The organism is Streptomyces sp. NPDC088147 (assembly GCF_044741565.1).
Taxonomy (GTDB): domain Bacteria; phylum Actinomycetota; class Actinomycetes; order Streptomycetales; family Streptomycetaceae; genus Streptomyces.
Genome location: NZ_JBIUSY010000003.1, coordinates 851,911 through 873,890 on the forward strand (window position 1 = coordinate 851,911; position 21,980 = coordinate 873,890).

A 21,980-nucleotide genomic window follows, 5' to 3' on the forward strand; every position below is an offset into this window, starting at 1 on the left:
GCCCAGCCCTTTCTTGTCCGCTCTCTTCCCCTGAGTGTTCCCACGGCCGTCCCCTTATTTCGTCTCTGCGTGGTCTGCGCGGTACGCGTGGTGTGCGCGGTGGTGTGTCGTGTGCGCGGTGGCGCGGTGTGCCGTCGTGGCGTGGTGCGCGGTGGCCCGCCGGCGCGGGTCAGCGCGCGGTCAGGCTCCAGATCAGTGCGAGCGCCGCCGCGGGGGCCAGCGTGCTCACTCCCCAGCGGATGGCCCGGTATTTGGCGGACAGGATCGAGCTGACGTCCACGGCCTGTATGAGCAGCCATCCGGCGAGGTCCCGCCCGGCCTCGGTGACCTCGGCGGACAGCCGCGTGAAGTCGTGCGGGGCCAGCAGATCGCCGAAGTACGTCACCCCGTCCTGGCGGCGTATCGTGCCCGTACGCGGCATGAGCGCCCGGACCAGCGCGGTCACCGCGATCGCCCAGAGCACGCCCGCGACGACCAGCGTGGCGTCGGCCACCCCGTGCCAGTCGGGCGCGCCGTGCCTGCTGATCAGGAACGCGGGCAGCGCCAGCGCCCCGGACAGCAGGACGCCGGCCTTCGAGTCGGCCCGGCCGAGGTCCTCCCTGACCGTGCTCAGCAAGCGTTCGGCGATACGTTCCCCCGCCCGGTCGTGCCCGTGCAGACCCCCGTCCGGCACGGGCCCGACCGGGTCGGGGGACGTACGCGCGCCGCCGTCGGCGGTCATCGCTCCTCCTCCGCCCAGGACCATCCGTCGTCCCGGCCGCGGCTCCGGCGGCGCGGCGGTACGGCGTCCCCGTCCTCCGGCGTCCCGGTCCTGTGCCCGGCACGGGAGGGCGGTTCGTCCACCCAGTCCGGGGTGAACCGGTCGCCCGGCGGCGGATCGAGCCGCGGGGTGTCGCGGCGGGCCGGCAGGGAGCCGATGGGCCCCTGGACGCCCCGGCGGCCCCGGTTGAGCAGCTCCAGCGCCTGCGTCTCCACGTCGTTGGACTGGATCTGGCCGCTGGCGACCATGTCGAAGAGCCGGTCGACGCGGTCCTTCTCGTCCTGCCTGCCCTCCTGGCGGATCTTCTCCAGGAAGTCCTTGGCCGCCTGCGGGTCGGCCGCCAGCATGTAGCTGAGCTGGTCCAGCTCCCCGCCCTGCAACATGGCCCGGAACCTGGTCTGGTGCACCCGTGTCACCTCGGCCGAGGCGTGCGCGTCCCGGATGTCGTCCATGTGGTCGATCGTCTTGTCGTCCACCCGCAGCCGGACGTACAGCCGTACCCGCAGGCCGAATTCGGCGCCCAGGTCGGCCCAGCGCCCGCCGGCGCAGTGCCGGGTGATGGCGCGGTCGGCCTGTTCCGCCTGGCTCACCGGGAACTCCGAGGAGACCTCGCGCAGCCGCTCCAGCGTCGGGGCGGTGAGCCGCTGCGCGACATCGGTCACCACCTGGGTGGCGACCAGATGGGGATCGGTCACCGTCCAGTGGATGTCCACCTCGGCCTTGAAGAAGGTGGTGCCGCCCGCGGCCGGCAGCTCCATCTGGAGCGTCGTCACGAATGTGCCGAGCGCGATCTCGCAGATGGTGTAGGGCCGGGCCAGCGCCCGCTTGTCGTAGTGCTGGACGCCGGAGACGGTGGCCACGCTGTAGCCGCCGTTCCGGTAGAACAGCACCGAGGCGGTACGGGCGCTCGTCTGCCGGAACATTCCCGTCGGCGCGTAGTCCCGCAGGAACGGGCCCGCGGGGCCCGAGCCGTCGGGCCCGCTCCAGTCCACCGCCACGTCCTCGTCCTCAGCCATGCCTCTCCTCCTCGCCCGTCCGGTCCGGCGACGGGACGGCGAGCCACCACAGGGAGCGCGCCTGCGCGTCGGGGAGCGGATTCTCCGGATCGTTCATCATGCGGCGCAGCAGCCAGTCCAGCCGCCGCCGGTCGTGCTCCTCGGCCGCCAGCGCGGGCAGCAGCGCCGCCAGCCCCGGCCGGGCCCACTCGGTGCCGTCCTTGCGCACGGCCGTACGCATCAGGGCCTCCAGCGCGTCCATCGCCACGTCCTTCGACCGCGGGGTGTTCAGCGCCGTCCACAGCAGATCGGCCATCGGGCCGACGAGTTCGGGCCGGGTGGCGGCGAGGGCGAGCGGGAGCGGCCAGTCGCCGCGGTCACCCAGCGGGGAGCCGGGCTCGGCGGCCGGTACCTCGTCCACCCCGGTCAGCGCCATACGGACGGTGGTCACCAGACCGAGGTCCTGGTACGCCTCGCGCCGGTGGTGGGTCCAGTCCGCCATCCGCCGCAGCACCGTCGCGACATCCGGGAGCGCCAGCAGCCGTACGACATTGAACGAGGCCGCCGCCAGCTGGTCCCCGTCGTCACGGACCCCGATCCGGGCCAGCGCGTCCAGCGCGTCGTCGGTCGTGGCCGCGGCGTTCCCGTATCCGAGCGCCATCGCCGCCGTCCAGCGCAGCGACTTCGTCCCGAACCTGCTCCAGTCGTCGACCAGTTTGCGCACCGCCTTACGGTGCGAGGCATGGCCGGCCGCCTGGTCCATCGTGGTGGCCGCGAAGATCCTCCGGCGCGGGGTGGCCGCCTCGGCGAGCGGCCGGATCAGCTCCGCGTAACTGTGGTCGAAGTCCCGGACGGACAGCTCCCCGGCGGCCACCGCGGCGCGCATCCACACATGCGGGCGCGGGTCGTCCGACAGCAGCCGCAGCCAGCGCACGAGCGGCGCCCGTACGGGGAAGTGCCGGTCCCAGATCTCGGCGAGCACCGCGGCGGGCAGCGCCGAGCCCCGGTACCAGATCAGCCGCGCGCCCACCTCGGCACCGGCCACCTCGACCCGGCCGTCGGTCAGTTCGGCGCGCGAGAGCGCCAGATCGGATTCCGGGTCGTCGCAGAACAGCGGGCGGGCCGGGGTGTTGTCCGGATCGCTCTGTACGGACAGCTCCCAGGTGAGCAGATGGGCGGCGGCGGCCACGGTGCTGTGCGGGGTCCCGCCGAGTACGGCGAGCGCGATACGGAACGCCACCGGGTGGAACAGCGCCGCCGTACCCGACCGCCGCGCGCCCCCGTCCGCGGCGGCGGCCGGGAGCGCGGCCAGAGCCCGGTCCACCCCGGCGAACCACTCCTGGGCCTGGCCGGCGGCGAGACTCCGGCAGCCGGACAGCAACTCGTCGTAGGAGAGGTCCCCCAGCAGATGCCCGGCCAGCAGCGACGCCTGCAACTCGGCCTCGGCGGGGCGCAGATCCTTGAGCCCGACCGCGTCGCGGACCTCCGCGCGCTGTGCCAGCTCCTCGGCGGCGGTGAGCAGCTCGTCCAGGCGGGGGCCGCTGTCGGGGCCGCTGTCGGGGGCGGCGGTGGTGTCGTCGGGGGCGGCGGTGCGGTCCGCCAGCTCCTCCCGGCGCTCCTCCAGCTTCTCCCGCAGCCGGGTGGTGAGCAGTTCCTGGGTGGGCGCGGGCGGGCAGATCATCCCGTACCGCCCGGTGAGCAGCGGGTTCGCCGCCGAGCCGAGTGTCACGACGATCACCGCGAAGGCCCCGCACCCGTCCAGCGCCGCGGCCAGCCCGTCCAGGTCCATCGCGTCCGGCGGCAGCGAACCGGGCCTGGTGAGGGCCAGTTCCAGCAGATACCCGGTGCCACGCCGGTCCTCCGCGCCGTCGCCGCTCAGCAGACCGGCCAGCCCCCGCACACCACCGTCCGGATCGACCCGCGACACCCGGGGTCCCGCGCCGGGCTCCGCGCCCGCGCCGGACGTGACCTCGTCGAGGAGGGAGAGCGCGGTGCTGGTACGTCCGGTGCCGGGCGCGGCGCCGAGCACGAGTAATCGGCGGGCCACCAGCGCACTGCGCAGCCGCACATACCCCTGCGGTTCCACATGGACCCTGCGCAGCCCGCGCAGTTCGTCCTCGGGTACGGGGCCGCTGCGCATCCCCGCGCCGGACGGGCGGGAGTCCAGCCGCAGATGGATGTCGCCGATATGGGCGCTCTGGATGAAGGAACGGTCGAAACTGTTCAGGTCCCGGCCGGTGTCGAACAGCATCCGGGTGGAGTGGCGGGCCCGCGAGGCGGCGGCCAGATCGGTGGGGCCGTCGTCGCCCTGCTCCTCGGCGAGCGGGTCGCGCGTGTGCTCCTTGAAGCGCCCGCTGACGCGCTCCCGTTCCCGTTCCCGTTCTTCCTTCTCCCGCTCCTCCTTCTCCCGTTCCTCTCTGTCCTGCTCGCTCTGCTCTTCCTTCTCCTTCTCCGCGGCGTCGCTGCCGCCGGAGTCGCGGTCGCCGGCGGCGCGGCCCTCCTCCGCGCGGGGCCTGTTGTCCCTGGCCTTGGCCCGCTCGTCCCTGGCCCTGTTGTCCTGAGCCCTGTTGTCCTGAGCCCTGTCGTCCCTGGCCCTGTCCGCCTTGCCTCTGTCCGCCCTGGCCCTGTCGTCCTTGGCCCTGGGCTGGTCGGCGGGCTGGGGGCCGCGTTCCGGGGATCCGGCCGCCTGCTGTTCGTCGGACATGTCGGGTCAGTCCTTCCGCGGCCGGGGCGAATCGGTGATCCGGCCGATGTGCACGGGCTGCTGGTAGACGTTGTCGGAGTGCTGGGACATGTCGCCGTGGACGGTGTAGTGGGCGCGGGGGGTACGGGGCCGGTCGTCGGCGTCGGCGTCGGCGTCGGCTTCGGTGTCGATGTCGATGTCGGTGGCGTCGTCGTCAACGCGCGTATCCGCGACGGGCGATGCGTCCGCGGCTGTCGGTGGATCACCGGCCGGCATCACCGGAGCGGGCCGCCCGGGAAGGTGGAACCAGGCGTTGACATCGCCCTCCTTGATCTTCAGCCGGGCCAGGGCGTAGTGCGCGGGCTCGATGAACTTGCCGCCGCTGCTGACCACGTCCTCGTACAGCGCGTCCGACACCACCAGCACGAGATCGGCCCGCTCGGCGTCCAACAGCCGCCGGGCCACGGGGGAGTCGGCCAGCCGGCAGGCGAGATCGACCGCGCGCCCGCTGATGCCCCGGTCGTCGTGGCGTACCGGGCCGACATGCATGCCCACCCGCAGCCCCAGCGGTACGCGCAGCGCGCGGTTCTCGTCCCGCAGCTTCTCGTGCACCTCCACCAGCCACAGCCCGAGCAGCCGGGTCACCGCGATCCGGCCGGCCACCGACAGCAGCACCCCGTCGCCGCGGTCTTCCATATGGACGGCGTCCCGCCCCACCTTGGCGTGGGTGAAGGCCGTCTCCAGGACCCGGTAGATCCGCGCGCGCATACGCGGCTTGTCCACGTCGTCGTACTCACCGGAACGCCGCGCGTCGACGCTGATCACCAACTCGTAGCGCGCCTCGGCGACATCCATCGCGTCGTCGTCCACCCCGTGCCCCCTGTTCTGTCCGCCTGCCGTCCCCCATCAGCCTCGCGGCCGGGACGAAAGGCGTCTGTAGCCGTTTACACACGCCGGCCCGGTTTCTCTCCCCCGTTTCCGTTACTCCTGATGGCCGTCCGCGAGGAGGGCGAGCAGAGCGGGGTCGAGGATCTCCACTCTTCGGTTGCCCGTGCGCACGATCTGCTGGCCGCGCAGCAGCCGCAGGGCCTTGGCGACGGCTTCCCGGGTGGCGCCGACGGTGGCGGCCAGTTCGTCCTGGGCCAGATGCACGACGGTGCCCGCGGACGGCGTCCCCGTGGCGGAGAGGGGCGCTACGGGGACCGGTGCGTACGGGCCGGAAGGTTCGCCCCGTGACAGCTCGATGAGCCGGCTGGCCAGACGCTGGAGGACCGTGAGGGACGCCAGCGCCGACCGCTCCTGGTCGGCGCTGCGGAGCCGGAACGTGAGCTGGCGTATCACCAGACCGCTGACCCGTGGATGCAGCGCGAGAAAGCGCCGGAACGCGTCCCCGGAGATGACCTGGGCCTCGATGGGCCCCAGCGCGCGCACGGTGGCGCTACGGGGATGGCTGTCCAGCGCGGCCATCTCGCCGAGCAGCTCACCGGGGCCGCGCAGCCCCAGGATCAGCCGGGTGGCTCCCCGGTCCGTGGCCACGGAAACGGTCACCCACCCCTGAAGTATGATCATGATGTGAGTGGAGCGGTCGCCCTCCGTCAGGAGATGGGCGTCGGCCGCGAAGCGCTTCCGGTTCCCGAGAGCCATCACGCTCTCGTTCTCCCGGTCGGTCAGCGCACGCGCGAACGCCAACTCATCGCCGAGCAGCCCCATGGCCACTCCCCCCACGGCAGTCAGGACGCTGATTTTCGTTGGCGTTGATGGTCGCAGAGTGACGTTCTGGTTGGAGCAAAACGCGCCACCTTGCCCATACTGGCCGGTAAGTGCCGAACTGCCAGCTAGACCGCACGGGCGCCGCGCGCCCCGGTCACCCCGTCATCCCCGGAACCCCCGAGCGGCCCCTACCCCCTCCGTCCGCCCCGTCTCCCGGTCCCGCCGACGACCCGGAGGTCAGGTCCCCCCACATGGGCGAACCGGGCGCTTCGACGGGGCAAACGGGCAGGAAACCCGGACTTGGCGGAAACTCGGGTTTCCGGCGCCGACACGGCGATTCGGCGCCGGTGAAGGGGGGCCTCGAATGCCCCGGCCTGGCGGGGAGTTGAGCCTCGGACGCGTCGGACGCGTCGGACGCGTCAAACGCCTGGGGACGCCTGGGTCACTTGGGACGCCTGGGATACCTGGCACGCCTCAGGCGGGCCGGGCCCCCGGGGACGGCTGCCAGCCCAGAGCCGGGCCGAGCTTGGTGGCCATGTCGGTGAGGATCTGTACGTAGTCCTCGTGGTCGAAGGTGAACGGGAGCGCGAACGCGACCTCGTCGATCTCCCGGAACGCGGCGTGGGCATAGAGCTGTTCCGCCAGTTCGGCGGAGCTTCCGACCAGATCCGGCGCGAACATCAGCCGGGCCGGCCCCTGCGGCGTGGCGGTACGCGGCAGCCGCTGCCGGGCGTACTCCTCGTACTTCGCGCGCTGCTCCGGCGAGGCGCTGTCGGTGGGGATGACGACGAGCCCCTGGGACACACGGGCGCGATCGCCGTCCGGGTGATGGGCGCGGAAGGTGCGGACGTGCGACAGCTGGGTCGCGGCGAAGTCCTCGGACTCCTCCGCCTTCACGACGCTGCTGGTCAGGAAGTTCATCCCCTGCTCGCCCGCCCAGCGCGCGGATCGCAGACTGGCCCCGCCGTACCACATACGGCTCGCCAGACCGGCGGCGTGCGGCTGGACGCGGTCGGAGAACGCTTCGATGCCCTCCGTACCCCTGAACTCGCTGGCCGCCTCCCCGCGCACGAACGCCAGCAGCCGTCGCACGCGCTCGTAACTGAAGTCCTCGGCATCGGCGGTGTCGGGATAGAGCGCTTGCTTCACCCGCTCGTACTGCATGGGCGGACCGACACTGACCCCCGGATTGAGGCGGCCTCCGGACAGGATGTCGACGGTCGCCAGATCCTCGGCAAGTCGCAGCGGATTCTCCCAGCCCAGCGGGATGACGGCGGTGCCCAGCTGGATACGGCTGGTGCGCTGGGAGGCCGCCGCCAGCACGGCGACGGGGGAGGAGATGCCGTACTGGAGATGCCGGTGCCGCAGCCACGCGCTGTCGAACCCCAGCCGCTCACCCAGCTCGATGACGGCGAGCGTCGACTCGTGGCCCCTCCCCGGGTCGGCCTCGTCGAACAGCCCGATGGTCAGAAACCCCATACTCCGCAACGGCTCGGACGTCGTCGGCACGGAATCCCCCCTCGTCCACGGCACGGCGCGCTCAGCCGTACACCAGCGTCCCTCCGATTGTCGCAGGGCGCGCCCTGCGACGGCCGGGGCGTCCAGGCCACAGCGGACAGCTCCAGGGTGGCGACGGCCGGCGCGGTCCCTCACGAGGCGGTCGCACAATCGGACGTACGTACTGCGGGTGAATCTGCGGAGAGTGCGATACGCCCGTGCCGAGGTACCGGCACTCTGCTGAGGGTCCATTTCAGCGGTGCTCGCGGCGGGGAGCGAGTCTCGTGGCGGGGAGTGAGTGGTGACGGTCCGGGGGAGCACAGGTGACGGCTGACGGAGACCGCGGCACTTCCGCCCCTGCGACGGCTCCCGCCCCTTCGATGGGTCCCGCCCCTTCGACGGCTCCCGACCCTTCGACGGCTCCCGCGCGTCACCCGGCCGGTGAGAGCCGTCAGCGGGGCGTGCCGCGCCATGTCGCCTGCGTGATGGACGGGAACGGCCGGTGGGCGGCGCAGCGGTCCTTGCCGCGTACGTCGGGCCACCGCGCCGCGGAGACAGCGGTGATCGACGTCATCGAGGCGGCGCGCACAGCGGGGGTGGAGTGGCTGAGCCTGTACGCGTTCTCCACCGAGAACTGGCGGCGCCCGAGCGGCGAGATCGACTTCCTCATGCGACTGGTGCGTCGTGTGGTGCGCAAACACGCCGCGCTGCTGCACGCGCGCGGCATCCGCTGCCGGTTCCTCGGGGTGGCGGACCCGCGGATCCCCGCACCGCTGGCCCGGGACTTCGCCGACCTGATGACGCTGACCGGCGCCAACCGGGGCATGACGCTGACCGTGGCGTTCGACCACGGCGGACGCAGGGACATCGTCGAGGCGGCACGATCCCTCATCCGCAGAGGGGTGTCCGCCGATGCCGTCGACGAGCGGTACTTCGCGGCCCATCTGCCCTTCCCCGACACCCCCGATGTCGACCTCGTCATCCGGACCTCCGGTGAACAGCGCATCTCCAACTTCATGCTCTGGCAGGTGGCCTACGCCGAGTGGATCTTCCCGCCGGTGCTCTGGCCCGACTTCCACGCGCCGCACTTCCTGGAGTGCCTGCACACCTACCGGCAGCGCGACCGCCGCTTCGGCGGCGTGATTCCGCGAGCGAACGGAGAACCCCACCCGTGACGGACACCGGCGGCAGCCGCCCCCAGCACCCCCGTTCCGAAGCCGCTGGTCACGACGGTGACCCCGCGCGGCCGGCCTCGACCCCGGATCCGACCCAGACCCCGCCCCCGACGCCGGATCCGGATCCGGGGTCGAGGCCGGCTCCTGGGACAGAACCCGGAGCGCTGTTCGGCCCCGACTCGCAGTTCCACCGCTTCTTCAACGATCCGCGCTGGGCACTGGCCGTACTCCGGGCCACGGTGCTGGAGGCCGCTCACCCGCAGATCGGCGCGGCCCTGATCGACAACTCGACGTTCGTGGCACACCCGTGGCGACGGCTGCGCAACACCCTCGTGAGCCTGCAACGCATGTTCGGCGCCGATGACGAGACCCGGCACAGGGAGGCGGCGCGGCTCAACCGCCTGCACGCGCGGCTGAGCGGTACGGACGCACAGAACCGGCCGTACGACGCGATGGACCCCCAGGTCCGCGCGTGGGTGGTCGCGACGCTGTTCGAGAGCTCCGTCACCATGTGCCGACTGAGCGGGCAGCCGCTCGACCGGATCACCATGGAGCGGCTCTACGCCGAATTCCAGGCGTTCCTGGCGGTCCTGGGGGATCAGGCCGGCCATCTGCCGCCCACGTTGAAGGAGTTCTGGCAGTACTACGACCACATGGTCCAGGAGGAGCTGGAGGACACGGAGGCCCTGCGCATCATCCTCTACAAGCTCTTCGACCATCTCCCGGCGCCGCCTCTGCTGGACGGCCTGCCCACCGTGTGGGCGGCGGGTCGCGCGCTCGCCGGACCGGTCCTCGGCACGATCACCGTGGCGTCCCTCCCCGAACCCTTCCGCCGCCGGGCCGGTCTGCCCGAGACCCCCGGGGCCCAGGCGCTGATGCAGAGCGTCTACACGGCCGCCGGCCTGGCACGCTTCCTGCCCGACAACTGGATCCAGGCCGAGAACGTCACCAGCCTGCTCTTCCTGTCCCCGGACAGCGACGACCCCCACGCCGCGGCGCTCACCGCACTGCGCGGCCGGATGAAGAGAGCGGGCGCGCTGTTCCGGCTGGTCACGCCCTTTCCCACGCAGCCGGAGCCGACGGAGGGCGCCGGACCACAGCGGGATGCGGAAGAGTTCTTCACGGCGGTGCTGGACCAGACCGGGGACGGCTATCTGGACTGGCCCGATCTCGCCGCCATGGCACGGGAGTTGTCCTCCCGCCTCGATCTGGACGAACCGGCGGAGACCAGGCTCTACCACGCGTACGCCGAGTGGTGGAAGGAACTCCAGGCGGCTCTGGACGCGGACGGCGACGGCCGTATCAGCAAGGAGGAGTACGCCGCCGGTGTCCCCTCCCTCGCGGGGCCCGCGCTGATCAGGGTCGCCGAGGTGCTCTTCAGCGCCACCGACGCGGACGGTGACCAGTCCATCGACGCGGACGAGTACCGGGCCCTGTTCCGCACCGCGTTCCGGCGGACCGTGGCCGGCACCGGCACCGGGACTGGCGCCGGCGTGGGCGCTGACGCCGACACTGGCGCCGGCCAGGGTGCGCGGTACTCCCGCAGCGCGTTCGTGAAGGACTTCCTCTCCTTCATGTCGGGTCGTTCACGCTCGACCGCTTTCGACCCGCTGCTGGCCGAGGCGTAGGCGAAGCGCCGCTTCCGGACCCCGGAAGCGGCGCCCTGCGGCCTGCGAGGCCGCGCGACTACGCGGCGGATCCGGCCTGACGGCGACGTACGACGAACACGGCCCCGGCACCCATGGCGACCGCGGCCCCACCGACGGGGGTGGGCTCGCTGCCGGGGGTGACGATCCTGAAGTCGAACTGGCTGATGTCGTCGAAGCCGCACTGTCCGTCTTCGCCGTACGAGTGGCCGGTGGTGAAGAAGTAGCCGGTTCCCGCCTTGGCCCGCTCGCCGACCTTGAGGCGCATCTCGGCGTCCGCGTACTCGCCCGGTGCGAGGGTCCCGACGGTGGCGAACTCCTCGTTGTCCAGGACGTCGGCGCCCTCGCCCTCGATGGCCTTCCACTGTCCGGTGGCCGAGTCGAACCACTCGACCGTGACGCCCAGTTGGGCGACATCGTCGATCTCCGGGTCGCCGGTGCCGAGGTAGAGGGAGACATCGGTCTCCATCACCTTGATCGTGGACACGTTGGTCACGCGGTAGGTGAACGCGTGCCAGCCGGACCCGGCGACGATCGTCTCCGGCAGTCCGCGCAGCGACGTCTTGCCGCGCTCCTCGTCCGGGATGCCGGAGCAGAACGCCGGGCGCGTATACGTCGGGGACGGCTCGGCGCTCGGCTTCGCCGACTCCGACGTCGCGTACGCGGCCGGGGCCACGAACAGGGCTACGGGGCTGAGGACGGCCGTGACTGCTGCGGTTGCCAGAACGCGGTGGAGCTTCATGAAACCCTCCCAGGGGAACCCGGTGGAGCCCGGCCGTACGGCAGCCGCCCGGCGGGACGAGGGCGAGCGTGACGCAGCCGTGCGTGCGTACACCGGTGTGATCGGCCGGGCCGTCAGAAGGTTGCGCGGCAGCCGGGCGTTGCCCTTGTGATCCCCCTCACGACCCTCACAACCCTCACGACCTCACCCGACCAGGACAGCTACAGCCGCAACGCCGTACTCGCCCGGTCCGGCCTCCCCGCCGCCTGGACCCCGTCCGCCGCCTGGACCCCGTCCGCGTCCTGACCCGCCCCCCGGATCCGCCCCTCCTGATCCACCCAGCGGCGGGGTGGCGGCGGCTGCGGAGGGACGGGACGTGCGTACCGCGTGTCCTGCGGACCCCTTCGACGAGGCGAACGGTGCCCCCTGGCTAGGCGGCTGTTTCCGGCGGCGTTCCATGCTCCAGGTAGGCGGTCACGCCGTTGGCGCGGGCCTCGACCCCGGCGGTGATACGGCGTACGAGGCGGGGAATGGTGAGCTCCGGCAGCTCTCCGACGTCGTGGAAGGCGTAACCGCGGAGCTCGTCGGCCTGTAGCGCGATGCGCTGGCACTCGTCCGCGGTGAGGCGGCCCCCGTCGAAGAGATGGAGGACCTTGTCGCCCTCTCCCGGGTTCGGCGCCCAGTCCACGACGAGCAGGCGGCCGATGGCGGGCTCGATGCCCAACTCCTCGTGGACTTCGCGCACGCAGGCCCGCAGGGGCGACTCCCCCTGCTCGACGTATCCACCGGGGATGTCGCGATAGTCCTTGTACGAGGGGCCGACGAGCAGAACTCGGTCGGCGTCATCGAAGAAGAGGGCGCCGGCGGCCATACGAGGGCGGGCCATCCTCGCTTCGTGCTCGTGCTCGTGCTCGCTCACGGAGCGGACTCTAGCCGCCTCCGCCGAGCCCGCGCTGTCGCCCGAGCCTGCGCCGTCGCCCGAGCCCGAGCCCGCGCTGTCGCCCGAGCCTGCGCCGTCGCCCGAGCCCGAGCCCGCGCTGTCGCCCGAGCCTGCGCTGTCGCCCGAGCCCGAGCCCGCGCTGTCGCCCGAGCCTGCGCTGTCGCCCGAGCCCGAGCCCGCGCCTCCGCGACGCCGAGCCCGCGCGCCACGACTGCCACGGCGGGTTTCCGCCTGCGGGCCGTCGCGCGGTCGTCGGCATGGCCGGCTGCTGTGCCTCTGTGCCTCGCCGGAAACCTCCAGTACCGCCGCTGGCAACGAGGTGTCGCCCGCCCCCCTCCACGCTCGTCCGGCCGCCGCCCTCCGCGGTGACCTCGTCTACCGTGGAGGTTGTGGCTCCCTCCACCAGTTCCCTCAGCTCGCTCGGCGACTTCCTGCATGCGCGGCGGGCCCTCGTACGGCCCGAGGAGGTGGGTCTCACCGCCTCGCCCCGCCGGCGGCTGCCGGGGCTGCGGCGGGAGGAGGTCGCCGCGCTCGCCGGGATCTCCGCCGCGTACTACCTGCGCCTGGAGCGCGGCCGGGACCGGCGCCCCTCACCCGAGGTGACCGACGCGCTCGCCCGCGTCCTGCGTCTCGACGCCGATGCCCGCGTACACCTCCACGCCCTCGCCCGGGGCCGCCCCGCACACCCGGCGCCGTACGCCCCGGAGACCGTCCCCGAGCCCGTACGCCACCTCGTGCTCAGCCGCACCGACACCCCCGCCTTCGTCCAGGGCCGCTACCACGACGTCCTTGTCGCCAATCCCCTGGCCACCGCGCTCTCGCCCAGCTACCGCACCGGCGTCAACCTGCTGCGCGCCACCTTCCTTGGCGACCGCGTCCGCGCGCTCTACGACGACTGGGACCGCGTCAGCGCCTCCGTCGTCGCTTCCCTGCGCGCCCAGGCGGGACCCGCGCCGACCGATCCGCGCTTCGCCGGGCTGATCGCCGAACTCCGCTCGGGCAGCGAGGAGTTCAGGCTGCTGTGGGACCGGCATGACGTGCGTCCGCGCACCGCGGGCGGCACCCGCCTGATCCACCCCACGCTCGGTGTTCTGGACCTCTCGTACGAAAAGCTGACCCTTCTGCCCGACAAGGGACAGGTCTTGGTGGTCTACCACGCCCCGCTCGGCAGCAGGGAGGCCGCACTGCTCGCCTCGCTCGACGTCACGGCCCCACGCTCCGACGTCACAGCCCTACGCTCCGATGTCACCTCCCCACCCTCCGAGGCGACCTCCCCACCCTCCGAAGGGGCCTCCTCGTGACGGCCCCGTCGCCCGCGCTCGGCGCCTTCCTGCGCACCCGCCGCGACGCACTCGACCCCGATCGCGCCGGAGTACCGGCCGGCCCCGGCCGCCGCCGTGTGCCCGGCCTGCGTCGCGAGGAACTGGCCGGCCTCGCCGGGATCAGCGCCGACTACTACACCCGCCTCGAACAGGGCCGAGACCGCAACCCCTCACCCGAGATCCTCGACGCGCTCGCCCGTGCCCTGAGCCTCGACCCCGCCGCCACCCACCACCTGCACCGCCTCGCCGGTCAGCTGCCCCCGGACGACCCGGCCGGGCCCGGCGACACGGCCGGCCGGCTGCCCGCGGGGCTGCGACAACTGCTCACCGTGTGGCGCGACGTTCCGGCGGTCGTGCAGAACGCCTACCTCGACGTGCTCGCCGCCACCCCGCCCGCCACCGCTCTCGCCCCCTTCTACCGCCCCGGTGTCAATCTGCTGCGCGCCGCCTTCCTCGGTGACAGCGTCCGCCGCCGCTACCGCAACGCCCCCGAACTCCTCGCCCGCGCCGTCGCCTCACTGCGCGCCTTCGCCGACGAGGCCCCGGACGATCCGCGCCTGCGAGCCCTGCGCGACGAACTCATGGCGGCCTCACCGCAGTTCCGCGCGCTCTGGAAGCGGTACGAGGTGAGCCCACCGCCCGGCGGCACCATGGAGATCGACCACCCGTCCGTCGGCTCCCTGAGTCTGGAGTACCGGCGCTTCGCCGTTCCTGGCCTGCCCGGCACCCTGCTCGTCGTCCACACCGCGGACCCGGGCACCCCGTCTGCCGCCGCGCTGGACCGTCTGGTGCGAGAGGTGACGGCGAAGCCCTGAGGCCCGTCCCCTCCTGAGCGAGGCCGACGGAGCCCGACGGATCCCGACGGATCCCGACGGATCCCGACGGATCCCGACGAAGGCCGACGGAGCCCGACGGAGGTCATGTCCCCGGCGCTCAGAGGGCGATCAGCTCCTCGGCCGTACGCCACAGCCGCGCCGCGTTCTCCGGGTCGAGGGCGTACGGGGCGACGCCGCCCGACCCGAGGGCCCCGCTGCTCTCGGCCACCGGCGACTGCGCGCAGTCCTCGAAGTACCGTCCGCCGACGCCCTCCAGCAGGGGCGACGCGGCGAGCAGGACGCTGGTCGCCGCGCCCTGGGGGACGGTCTTGCGCAGGTGCTCGGGGGTGCGCAGGCCACCGGTGTGCTGCTGGAGATTGGTGGCGATGGCGCCCGGGTTGAGGGCGTTGGCGCGGATGCCCTCACCGGACCAGCGCCGGTCCGCGCCGACGGCGAGCAGGATGTCGGCGGTCTTCGACTGCCCGTACGCCGACCAGGGCTCGTACGGCCGGAAGCGGAAGTCGAAGTCGTCGAAGACCACCGGCGACATGAGGTGCGCGAGGGAGCTGACGGACACGATGCGCGCACCCCCGGCGGCGGCGAGCGCCGGGTACAGCCCCTGGGTGAGCGCGAAGTGACCTACGTAGTTCGTGCCGAACTGGAGCTCGCGGCCCTCGGGGGTGCGCCTCAGCTCGGGGAGCGCCATGATTCCCGCGTTGTTGACGAGGATGTGCAGCGGGCCCGTCCAGGTCTCGGTGAAGGCACGGACGGAGCGCAGGTCGGCGAGATCAAGGGCACGGGCGCTGACCCGCGGATTGCCCGTCGTACGCGCGATCTCGGCGGCAGCCTCGGCGGCGGCCGTGGGCCGGCGGGCCGCGAGGACCACCTCGGCGCCTGCGGCGGCGAGCGCGCGGGCGGTCTCGGTGCCGAGGCCGGAGGTGGCTCCCGTGACGACGGCCCGCCTGCCGGTCAGCGTGACGCCCTTGAGGACGTCCTCGGTGGTGGAGGAGAAGCCGAAGGGGGTCTGAAGAGGCTGGTTCATGGAAGTGCCCTTGTTCTATCCAGGTACAGAAGCGGGAGCACGGGCGGGCTCAGGCGCCGACCGCCTTCGCCGACAGGTCCCACAGCCGCGCCGCGTTCTCCGGGTCGAGGGCGTACGGGGCGACGCCGACCGGCTCCGCCACCTGCCCGATGAGCACGGGGTCGATGACGGGCGCCTCGTTGGAGTTCTGGAAATACCGGCCGCTGACGCCGTCGAGCAGCGGGGACGCGGCGACCAGGACCGCGGTGGCGGCGCCTTGGTCCGCGCTGCGCCATGGGTAGTTGTCGTACACGGCGCGGGCCTCGTCCGACATGTCCTCGCCGAAGGCGTGCTTCTGCAGAGGGGACTTGATCCCGCCGGGCATGAGTGCGTTGGCGGTGATCCCGTCCGCCGCCCAGCGCCTGACGACCTCGGCCGCGAAGAGGACGACGGCCGACTTCGACTGCCCGTAGCCGAGGAAGGGTTCGTACGGCCGCTCACGGAAGTTGATGTCGTCGAACACGACAGGGGAGAAGAGATGACCGCTTGAACTCACGGCCGCGATCCGGCCGCCCTCGGCGGCGAGCGCATCGTGCAGCCCGGTGGCGAGAGCGAAGTGGCCGAGGTGGTTGGTGGCGAACTGGCGCTCCCACCCATCAGAAGTGAGGTCCAGCTCCGGGAGCGCCATGATTCCCGCGTTGTTGACCAGCATGTGCAGCGGGCCCTCCCAGGCGCGGACGAGGCCGCGCACCGAAGCGGGATCACTGAGGTCGAGCGTGACCGCGCTCACGGCCCCGTTACCGGTGTCCGCCGTGATCTCGGCAGCCGCCTCACGTGCCCGGCCCAGGCCCCGGGCGGCGATCACGACCCGGGCCCCGGCCCTGGCGAGCGCTCGGGCGGTCGCGGTCCCGACCCCGGAGGAACCGCCGGTCACCAGCGCGGTACGACCGTGCAGGTCAACCCCCGCGAGCACCTCGTCAGCGGTGGACTCACGGTCGAAGGGGGTGGTGAGAAGAGCCATGGAACATCCCTGAAGTCGTGGTCGGGAACGTGCTCTTCCACCCTCCGCCGGGCCCACGACCGGGGCCAGTACTCCCCCGAGAGGGGCAGCGCCGGGGCCACCCGGGGAATAAAACACGGCCCGCCTCCAGCACCGACCCGCCCGCCGCATCCATCGCGTTTCCGGATGAAATGCACACGGCTGAACGACGGAAATGTAATAGCACTTATCCTTTCCGCGCCTTGGTCAATGAATCCACGGCGACAATTTCACTTTCATCGCGTGATGATCATCCCGGTTCCGATTCGCAGAAGAAGAAATGTTTCTTCTGAATTCACGGGGAGAGGAAGCGTCGATCCGCCAAGTCTGGCAAGCCATGGGCCCGTTTGGCTCACGCCACGCCCGAGGGTGCTTTCCTCGAATAGAGGCTGAATAGCGAATTCGCGTAGATCACCCATATGCGCCGTATCGCCGCGCACTTGTCGGTGTTGTATCCCAACGACAGAAAAAAGACGGGCTGTGCAACCCGGGAAGTGCCCGCTACGCCACCGTCCCACTCAGGAGTTGGTCTCTCGATGACGTTGAATCTTCCTGTCGTGACGCTAAGACGCACGATGTCGGCCTGGGCCTGGTCGGTACTCACCGTGGTGCTCGCCGCCACGGTGATCGCCGCCACGTCGACGAGGGCGAATGCCCTCGCCACTCCCGTGCCACTGGGTACGGCGACGAGTTTCGCGGTGCTGGCCGGTCAGTCTGTCACCAACACCGGTCCCTCGGTGATCACCGGGGACCTCGGCGTGAGTCCGGGAACGGCGATCAGCGGGTTCCCTCCGGGTCTGGTGAACGGGGTTCAGCATTCCGCGGACGCGGTTGCCCTTCAGGCCAAGTCGGACCTCGTCGCGGCGTACAACAACGCCGCCGGCCAGGCCACGGACGCGGCCCTTCCGGCGGACGCCGGTGGTCTGACCCTCGTTCCGGGCGTCTACACCGCCTCGTCGACGCTCGGGCTCACCGGCACCCTCACCCTTGACGCCCAGGGCGACCCCAACGCTGTCTGGGTGTTCCAGGTCGGTTCGGGTCTGACCACGGCGTCCGCCAGCCGGGTGCTCCTGATCAACGGCGCTTCGCCGTGCAATGTGTACTGGCAGATCGGCAGCTCGGCCACGCTGGGCACCGGCACCACCTTCGTGGGCACCATCATGGCCCTGACCTCCATCTCGGTGACCACGAACGCGAGCATCGACGGCCGGGCTCTGGCCCGTAATGGTTCGGTGACGCTGGACACCAACAGGATCACCCGCCCGCAGTGCGGCACCACCACCGGGGGGACCACGACCACCGGTACCACCACGACCGGCACTACCACCACCGGGACCACTACTGGAACCACCGCTGGAACCACCGCTGGAACCACCACCGGAACCACCAGCGCCGGTACATCGGGCAGCGCCACGAGCGGCCTGCTCGGCGGGGTTCTCGGTGGCCTGACGACGGGTGGCGTCACCAACGGCGGCCTTCTGGGAGGTGCCCTGACGGGCGGCATCGTCGCGGGCAACACGGCCGGCAACATCACCGGTGGGAACGTCACCGGCGACATCACGGGCGGGAACGTCACCGGCGGCAATGGCGGCGAGCACGGGAAGCCGCCTCACCACGGCGACCATGGTGACCACGGCGACCACGGCAAGCCTCCCCACCACGGTGACCACGGAAAGCCCCCTCACCACGGCGACCACGGTGACCACGGCAAGCCGCCTCACCACGGTGACCACGGCGACCACGGCAAGCCCGACCACGGCGACCACGGAAAGCCCGAGCACGGCGACCACGGCGACCACGGCAAGCCGGAAGGCTGGGAAGGCCACCAGGGCTACGGCGATCAGCCGGACATGTCCGGTGACCAGGGCCATGGTGACCAGCCTGGCGAGCCCGAGGGCTTCAACGGCTAAGAGTGCGAGCAGGACCGGTGGCGCGCGGCGGAACGTCGTCCTCGATTCCGTCCCGCGCCACCGGTGAAGGTCCAGGAAATACGCAGGTGAGCAGCCGAGTTGGAAGGCCGGGTGGGGCTGTGCCGGGTGGCTTTGAATCAGTGAATGTGAAGGACCGGGAGCAGACAGGTGCGGGGCCGGCCTCACCAGGATCGTCCGGGGAATCACCCGCGGCCCGTGGTCCGTCAAGGCCGACTGGTCCGTTGAAGGCGGGGCTGGGCGCGGCCGTGGTGCTGTGCCTGGCGGTTTCTCTGATCCATGTGCTGATGGTGTTTCTGCATGTGGCACCTCCCAACCCGGTTTCCCAGCAGTTCAGTCGGCAGGTCACCGCGTGGGTCTATCCGTTGTTCGAGCAGAACTGGCGGCTGTTCGCGCCGGAACCCGAGTCGATCAACCGGCAGATCTCGGCGAGAACCGCGCACCTGACCGCGGACGGCACCGTGCGGGTGAGCACATGGTTCGATCTGAGCGGAGTTGATGATTCAGCGGTCGAGCACAACGTTTTCCCGAGCCATACGACACAGAACATGCTGCGCCGGGCCTGGACCTCTTACACCGAATTGCACGGCAGCGATGACGAGCCGCGTTCGGAACGCGCCGTAATGATCCAGAAGTATCTGCGCAATATCGCGGCGGACCGTGTCGCCGCCCATCGCCGTGGTGCCTTCGAGTCCATTCAGCTTCGCGTCACCAGTCTGCCCATCGCCCAGCCCGCCACAGCGAACGGCGGCCGCCCGGCGGCCAGGACCGCACCGGCGCCGAGCGACATCCGTGTCCTCCCCTGGTGGAAGGTGACCCCCGATGGGAACTGAACAAGAGCCGGTCACGGCATCCGTACCCCGTCCCCGCTCCCGCCCACGAGGGCGCACGGACGACTCGGGGCTTCTCCGCCGGGCCGGTGCTCTCTCGGCCACACTGACCGGGCGGCCCGTGTCCCTGTACGCCGCGGCGGTGCTGCGCATCGGGTACGGCCTGCTCTATCTCGTCTTCCTGCTGCGTGAGTTCCCCCACCGCGACGAGATCTGGGGGCCGGGTGCGGCGTGGACGCCGGCACTGGCGAAGCAGTTGCTCGACCAGACGGAATGGGCGAGCATCCTGACGCTGTCCGACAGCAGGGCGTACTTCGAGGTCTGCTACGCGCTGGCCGTGGTGACATCCGCGCTCTTCATGCTGGGCTGGCGGACCAGAGCCGTGTCCCTGCTGTTCGCCGTGGTGGTCTCCTCGTTCCACGCCAGGTCGATCTTCATGACGGACGGAGGAGACAACCTCATCCTCCTCATGACCGTCTACCTCGTCCTCACCGCGTGCGGCCGGCGCTGGTCCCTCGACGCGCGCAGGGCCCGGCTCCGAGCGTCCCGGGACGGGGCGCCGAAGCGGCCGGCCGACTCACGCGGAACCGGACGTACGGGCCAACTCGGCGATGCGCGCAAGACGTTGGTCACCGTCCTGCACAACTGCGGCATGTTCGTCATCGCCGCCCAGATCTGCATCCTCTACGGCTCCGCCGGCCTGTACAAGGTGCAGGGAGCCGTCTGGGGCAACGGCACGGCTCTCCACTACGTACTGAACCTCGATCTGTTCCGGCCCTGGCCCGCCCTGTCCCTCATGGCGGACGGCCACGTGATGCTGATCGCCATCGTCGGCTATCTGACCGTTCTGCTACAGGTCGCCTTCCCGTTCGTCCTGTTCGGTCGGCTCAAGTACCCCGTCCTGACCATGCTGCTGGGCATGCACATCGGCATCGCGGTACTCATGGGACTGCCGCTCTTCTCCGGCGCGATGATCATCGCGGACGCCGCGTTCCTCCCGGACCGCTTCTACCGGTCCCTGGGGCGGCTGTGGCGGCGCACTGCGCGTCTGACAGAGACCGTCGAGCCGGGCTCATCAGGTGAGGGCACCGCGACCGTCCCGGCGCAGCCCGGCCCCGCCGTCGTACAGAGAACAGGCTGATCACCGGCTACCCGGTACCTCTCCGTCCGCACCGGCCGTTGACCGCGTCCTTCCTGAGCTTCACTGGGCCCTCGCAGTAACCGGCCGTGTGCACCCTCGTTGAACCGCACGTGTCGAAATCCAACCCGGCCTCTGAGCCCTGGGTGAGGGTTGGCACGGCCGCGGTGTAAGCGGGCCGACCGTTTCCCGTCAGGGGCGGTTCCCGTCAACCCTTGCCGTTACGACAAGCGCCGGGGGCCCTGTCCATCTCCTTGCAGGGCCCCCGGCCCCACGTCACCGCCGAGCTTCGCCGGCTCCCCCGCCACACCCATCCCACCGGCCTCCCGGCCCCAGCACACGTGACACGGCCACCTACCGTCAGCTTCTGGCCGACACCGAGCCCGGCTTCCACAGCATCGTCGCGCTGATCTTCGCGTATCAGGAAGGGCGTTGGACGGGGACTGCCTGGACGTTCCACAGCCAGTGCGTCACTCCCGTGGAACTCACCACCAGCCGGCTCGCACCGAAGGGCCCACCGCGCTCATCGCGGTCCGCACCTGCGCGATCCGTCCCATCGTCTCCGGGGGCGGTTCCGGCTCCCGGGCCAGACCCGCGACAAAAAATCCACCGAGTCCCGAAGCCGGCGAGGCCGGGACGGAACCGCGACGACGAACGTCGAAGGCCCCCGCAGCAAGCTGCGGGGGCCTTCGACGTATTGCCCGGTGAGAGCAATGGCGGAGGATACGAGATTCGAACTCGTGAGGGGTTGCCCCCAACACGCTTTCCAACTGTGCGCGCGGCCGTACGGGGTCGTCCATAGGCGTTCACTGGGCAGGTCGGACGGGAAGCGCGTACGGCGGTGAACCGTGGCGTCCGCCAGTGCACTGGACAAAGACCAGGACAACCGGCCAGGCCGGGCGAGGCCTCAATGCCAGTCGTCGGTGCCAGCAGGAACCCTGCCAACCGCCAACAGGTGAGAGCTGGCAGCGAGGAGTTCCGGGTACGGCTCTGCCAGTCGTGCTGCGTCCATGGCTGAGGCAAGCAGCTCATCCGTGGGGCCCTCGCCCGGCTGCTGTTCCGCTGTTTTCACAAGGGACCAGGCGGGCCCTTCGATGCCGAAGACCTGCACGTCTGTCAGCCCAACGGCGACCAGTTCCGCCACAAGCTCTTCGGCGCGGTGGAAGTACGACAGGGTGAACCCTCGTGTCCCGTCGTAAACAGCCGTCTCAAGAATCTTGGAGACGGAGTCATGGATTCGATCGGTGTGCAGGTGGGCGTACGTAACGTGCTCGAAGAGCGACGCATAGCGATTGATCGCAGCCGCGGCGACCAGTCCGCCCGGCCTGGCCACACGGAAGGCTTCCGTGAGCGCCCTATGCCGATCGGCGGGGTCGGGCAGGTGGTAGAGCGGCCCGAGGAGCTGCACAACGTCGAAACTGTCGCTCAGCTCTGACAGGTCGCGCGCGTCCCCTACAGCCGACGGGCACACGGCCGACGCGGCCTCAACGTGGCGGGGTACCGGGTCCACCAGAGCAACGTCATAGCCGTCCTTCACCAGCCATTCAGCATGGATCCCCGTGCCCCCGCCCACGTCGAGTACACGTGCCGGCGCGGGGGGCAAGAAGCGTCGGAGGAGTTCTTGCGTTCTGACCAGTTCCATCCGTCCGTCTGCCGAGCTACGCAGGCGGCTGTCCTCGTTCACTGTCTCGCCGTAGAACCGCATCACGGAGGGAGCCAATTCGAGATTCGACATGGTCGCAGTATCGTGTGTACCGGTG

The 21,980-nt window shown here is 71.1% G+C and carries 18 protein-coding genes; 7 read left to right on the forward strand and 11 right to left on the reverse strand.

Annotation, left to right across the window (positions count from 1 at the left end; translation table 11 throughout):
* Positions 1–169: 169 nt before the first annotated feature.
* The 6 genes from ACIOGX_RS14665 to ACIOGX_RS14690 all read right to left on the reverse strand — a co-directional run bounded on the left by ACIOGX_RS14665 (position 170) and on the right by ACIOGX_RS14690 (position 7,657).
* Positions 170–721 (reverse strand): Pycsar system effector family protein, encoded by a 552-nt coding sequence (locus ACIOGX_RS14665; protein ID WP_356509220.1) that lies wholly within the window; start codon positions 719–721, stop codon positions 170–172.
* On the reverse strand, positions 718–1,776 hold the full coding sequence (locus ACIOGX_RS14670) for a hypothetical protein (RefSeq protein WP_356509222.1): 1,059 nt from the start codon (positions 1,774–1,776) through the stop codon (positions 718–720). Before ACIOGX_RS14670 ends, ACIOGX_RS14665 begins: the two co-directional genes overlap by 4 nt.
* Positions 1,769–4,459 (reverse strand): hypothetical protein, encoded by a 2,691-nt coding sequence (locus tag ACIOGX_RS14675; protein WP_401913149.1) that lies wholly within the window; start codon positions 4,457–4,459, stop codon positions 1,769–1,771. Before ACIOGX_RS14675 ends, ACIOGX_RS14670 begins: the two co-directional genes overlap by 8 nt.
* A gap of 6 nt (positions 4,460–4,465) precedes the next feature.
* Positions 4,466–5,308 carry a hypothetical protein gene (locus ACIOGX_RS14680; protein WP_401913152.1) on the reverse strand — a complete coding sequence of 281 codons (843 nt, stop codon included), beginning with the start codon at positions 5,306–5,308 and terminating at the stop codon, positions 4,466–4,468.
* 111 nt (positions 5,309–5,419) lie between these two features.
* Complete coding sequence (locus tag ACIOGX_RS14685) at positions 5,420–6,148, reverse strand: Crp/Fnr family transcriptional regulator (protein ID WP_383965586.1); 729 nt, start codon at positions 6,146–6,148, stop codon at positions 5,420–5,422.
* Between the two features lie 474 nt (positions 6,149–6,622).
* Positions 6,623–7,657, reverse strand: a complete 1,035-nt coding sequence (locus ACIOGX_RS14690) for an LLM class flavin-dependent oxidoreductase (protein ID WP_401913155.1) — start codon at positions 7,655–7,657, stop codon at positions 6,623–6,625.
* Positions 7,658–8,025: 368 nt separating this feature from the next.
* On the opposite strand from ACIOGX_RS14690, the gene uppS reads away from it, so the two are divergent.
* Together uppS and ACIOGX_RS14700 are read left to right on the forward strand one after the other, a co-directional pair.
* Positions 8,026–8,820 carry a polyprenyl diphosphate synthase gene (gene uppS, locus ACIOGX_RS14695; protein WP_401913158.1) on the forward strand — a complete coding sequence of 265 codons (795 nt, stop codon included), beginning with the start codon at positions 8,026–8,028 and terminating at the stop codon, positions 8,818–8,820.
* Positions 8,821–8,984: 164 nt separating this feature from the next.
* The gene (locus ACIOGX_RS14700; RefSeq protein WP_401913432.1) at positions 8,985–10,448 is read left to right on the forward strand and encodes an oxygenase MpaB family protein; all 1,464 of its coding nucleotides are present in this window, start codon (positions 8,985–8,987) and stop codon (positions 10,446–10,448) included.
* A gap of 58 nt (positions 10,449–10,506) precedes the next feature.
* Here ACIOGX_RS14700 and ACIOGX_RS14705 read toward each other — a convergent pair whose 3' ends face one another.
* A complete protein-coding gene (locus tag ACIOGX_RS14705) occupies positions 10,507–11,208 on the reverse strand; it encodes a hypothetical protein (RefSeq protein ID WP_356509234.1) in 702 nt (233 codons plus the stop codon).
* 409 nt (positions 11,209–11,617) lie between these two features.
* Positions 11,618–12,073: an NUDIX domain-containing protein gene (locus tag ACIOGX_RS14710; protein ID WP_401913434.1), complete on the reverse strand. Its 456-nt coding sequence runs from the start codon at positions 12,071–12,073 to the stop codon at positions 11,618–11,620.
* 443 nt (positions 12,074–12,516) lie between these two features.
* Here ACIOGX_RS14710 and ACIOGX_RS14715 point away from each other — a divergent pair, with 443 nt between their 5' ends.
* Entirely contained in the window at positions 12,517–13,428 is a 912-nt protein-coding gene (locus tag ACIOGX_RS14715; RefSeq protein ID WP_401913161.1) for a helix-turn-helix transcriptional regulator, read from the forward strand.
* Complete coding sequence (locus ACIOGX_RS14720; RefSeq protein ID WP_401913164.1) at positions 13,425–14,264, forward strand: helix-turn-helix domain-containing protein; 840 nt, start codon at positions 13,425–13,427, stop codon at positions 14,262–14,264. The genes ACIOGX_RS14715 and ACIOGX_RS14720 overlap by 4 nt, the downstream gene beginning before the upstream one ends.
* A 118-nt stretch (positions 14,265–14,382) precedes the next feature.
* Here ACIOGX_RS14720 and ACIOGX_RS14725 read toward each other — a convergent pair whose 3' ends face one another.
* Together ACIOGX_RS14725 and ACIOGX_RS14730 are read right to left on the reverse strand one after the other, a co-directional pair.
* On the reverse strand, positions 14,383–15,306 hold the full coding sequence (locus tag ACIOGX_RS14725; RefSeq protein WP_401913167.1) for an SDR family NAD(P)-dependent oxidoreductase: 924 nt from the start codon (positions 15,304–15,306) through the stop codon (positions 14,383–14,385).
* 49 nt (positions 15,307–15,355) lie between these two features.
* The gene (locus ACIOGX_RS14730) at positions 15,356–16,306 is read right to left on the reverse strand and encodes an SDR family NAD(P)-dependent oxidoreductase (RefSeq protein WP_401913170.1); all 951 of its coding nucleotides are present in this window, start codon (positions 16,304–16,306) and stop codon (positions 15,356–15,358) included.
* Between the two features lie 575 nt (positions 16,307–16,881).
* On the opposite strand from ACIOGX_RS14730, the gene ACIOGX_RS14735 reads away from it, so the two are divergent.
* The 3 genes from ACIOGX_RS14735 to ACIOGX_RS14745 all read left to right on the forward strand — a co-directional run bounded on the left by ACIOGX_RS14735 (position 16,882) and on the right by ACIOGX_RS14745 (position 20,223).
* Complete coding sequence (locus ACIOGX_RS14735; protein WP_401913173.1) at positions 16,882–18,234, forward strand: ice-binding family protein; 1,353 nt, start codon at positions 16,882–16,884, stop codon at positions 18,232–18,234.
* Between the two features lie 242 nt (positions 18,235–18,476).
* Positions 18,477–19,085: a DUF5819 family protein gene (locus ACIOGX_RS14740; RefSeq protein WP_401765967.1), complete on the forward strand. Its 609-nt coding sequence runs from the start codon at positions 18,477–18,479 to the stop codon at positions 19,083–19,085.
* Positions 19,075–20,223 carry an HTTM domain-containing protein gene (locus tag ACIOGX_RS14745; protein ID WP_401913176.1) on the forward strand — a complete coding sequence of 383 codons (1,149 nt, stop codon included), beginning with the start codon at positions 19,075–19,077 and terminating at the stop codon, positions 20,221–20,223. Before ACIOGX_RS14740 ends, ACIOGX_RS14745 begins: the two co-directional genes overlap by 11 nt.
* A 904-nt stretch (positions 20,224–21,127) precedes the next feature.
* On the opposite strand, the gene ACIOGX_RS14750 is transcribed toward ACIOGX_RS14745, so the two are convergent.
* The gene (locus ACIOGX_RS14750; RefSeq protein WP_401913179.1) at positions 21,128–21,955 is read right to left on the reverse strand and encodes a class I SAM-dependent methyltransferase; all 828 of its coding nucleotides are present in this window, start codon (positions 21,953–21,955) and stop codon (positions 21,128–21,130) included.
* Positions 21,956–21,980: the final 25 nt, after the last annotated feature.

Bases quoted from the DNA above. Each gene is read 5' to 3' on its own strand.
- ACIOGX_RS14725 (WP_401913167.1), bottom strand. From the start codon at position 15,306: ATGAACCAGCCTCTTCAGACCCCCTTCGGCTTCTCCTCCACCACCGAG.
- ACIOGX_RS14665 (WP_356509220.1), bottom strand. From the start codon at position 721: ATGACCGCCGACGGCGGCGCGCGTACGTCCCCCGACCCGGTCGGGCCC.
- ACIOGX_RS14710 (WP_401913434.1), bottom strand. From the start codon at position 12,073: ATGGCCCGCCCTCGTATGGCCGCCGGCGCCCTCTTCTTCGATGACGCC.
- ACIOGX_RS14745 (WP_401913176.1), top strand. From the start codon at position 19,075: ATGGGAACTGAACAAGAGCCGGTCACGGCATCCGTACCCCGTCCCCGC.
- ACIOGX_RS14685 (WP_383965586.1), bottom strand. From the start codon at position 6,148: ATGGGGCTGCTCGGCGATGAGTTGGCGTTCGCGCGTGCGCTGACCGAC.
- ACIOGX_RS14675 (WP_401913149.1), bottom strand. From the start codon at position 4,459: ATGTCCGACGAACAGCAGGCGGCCGGATCCCCGGAACGCGGCCCCCAG.
- ACIOGX_RS14705 (WP_356509234.1), bottom strand. From the start codon at position 11,208: ATGAAGCTCCACCGCGTTCTGGCAACCGCAGCAGTCACGGCCGTCCTC.
- ACIOGX_RS14750 (WP_401913179.1), bottom strand. From the start codon at position 21,955: ATGTCGAATCTCGAATTGGCTCCCTCCGTGATGCGGTTCTACGGCGAG.
- ACIOGX_RS14670 (WP_356509222.1), bottom strand. From the start codon at position 1,776: ATGGCTGAGGACGAGGACGTGGCGGTGGACTGGAGCGGGCCCGACGGC.
- uppS (WP_401913158.1), top strand. From the start codon at position 8,026: ATGGGTCCCGCCCCTTCGACGGCTCCCGACCCTTCGACGGCTCCCGCG.
- ACIOGX_RS14730 (WP_401913170.1), bottom strand. From the start codon at position 16,306: ATGGCTCTTCTCACCACCCCCTTCGACCGTGAGTCCACCGCTGACGAG.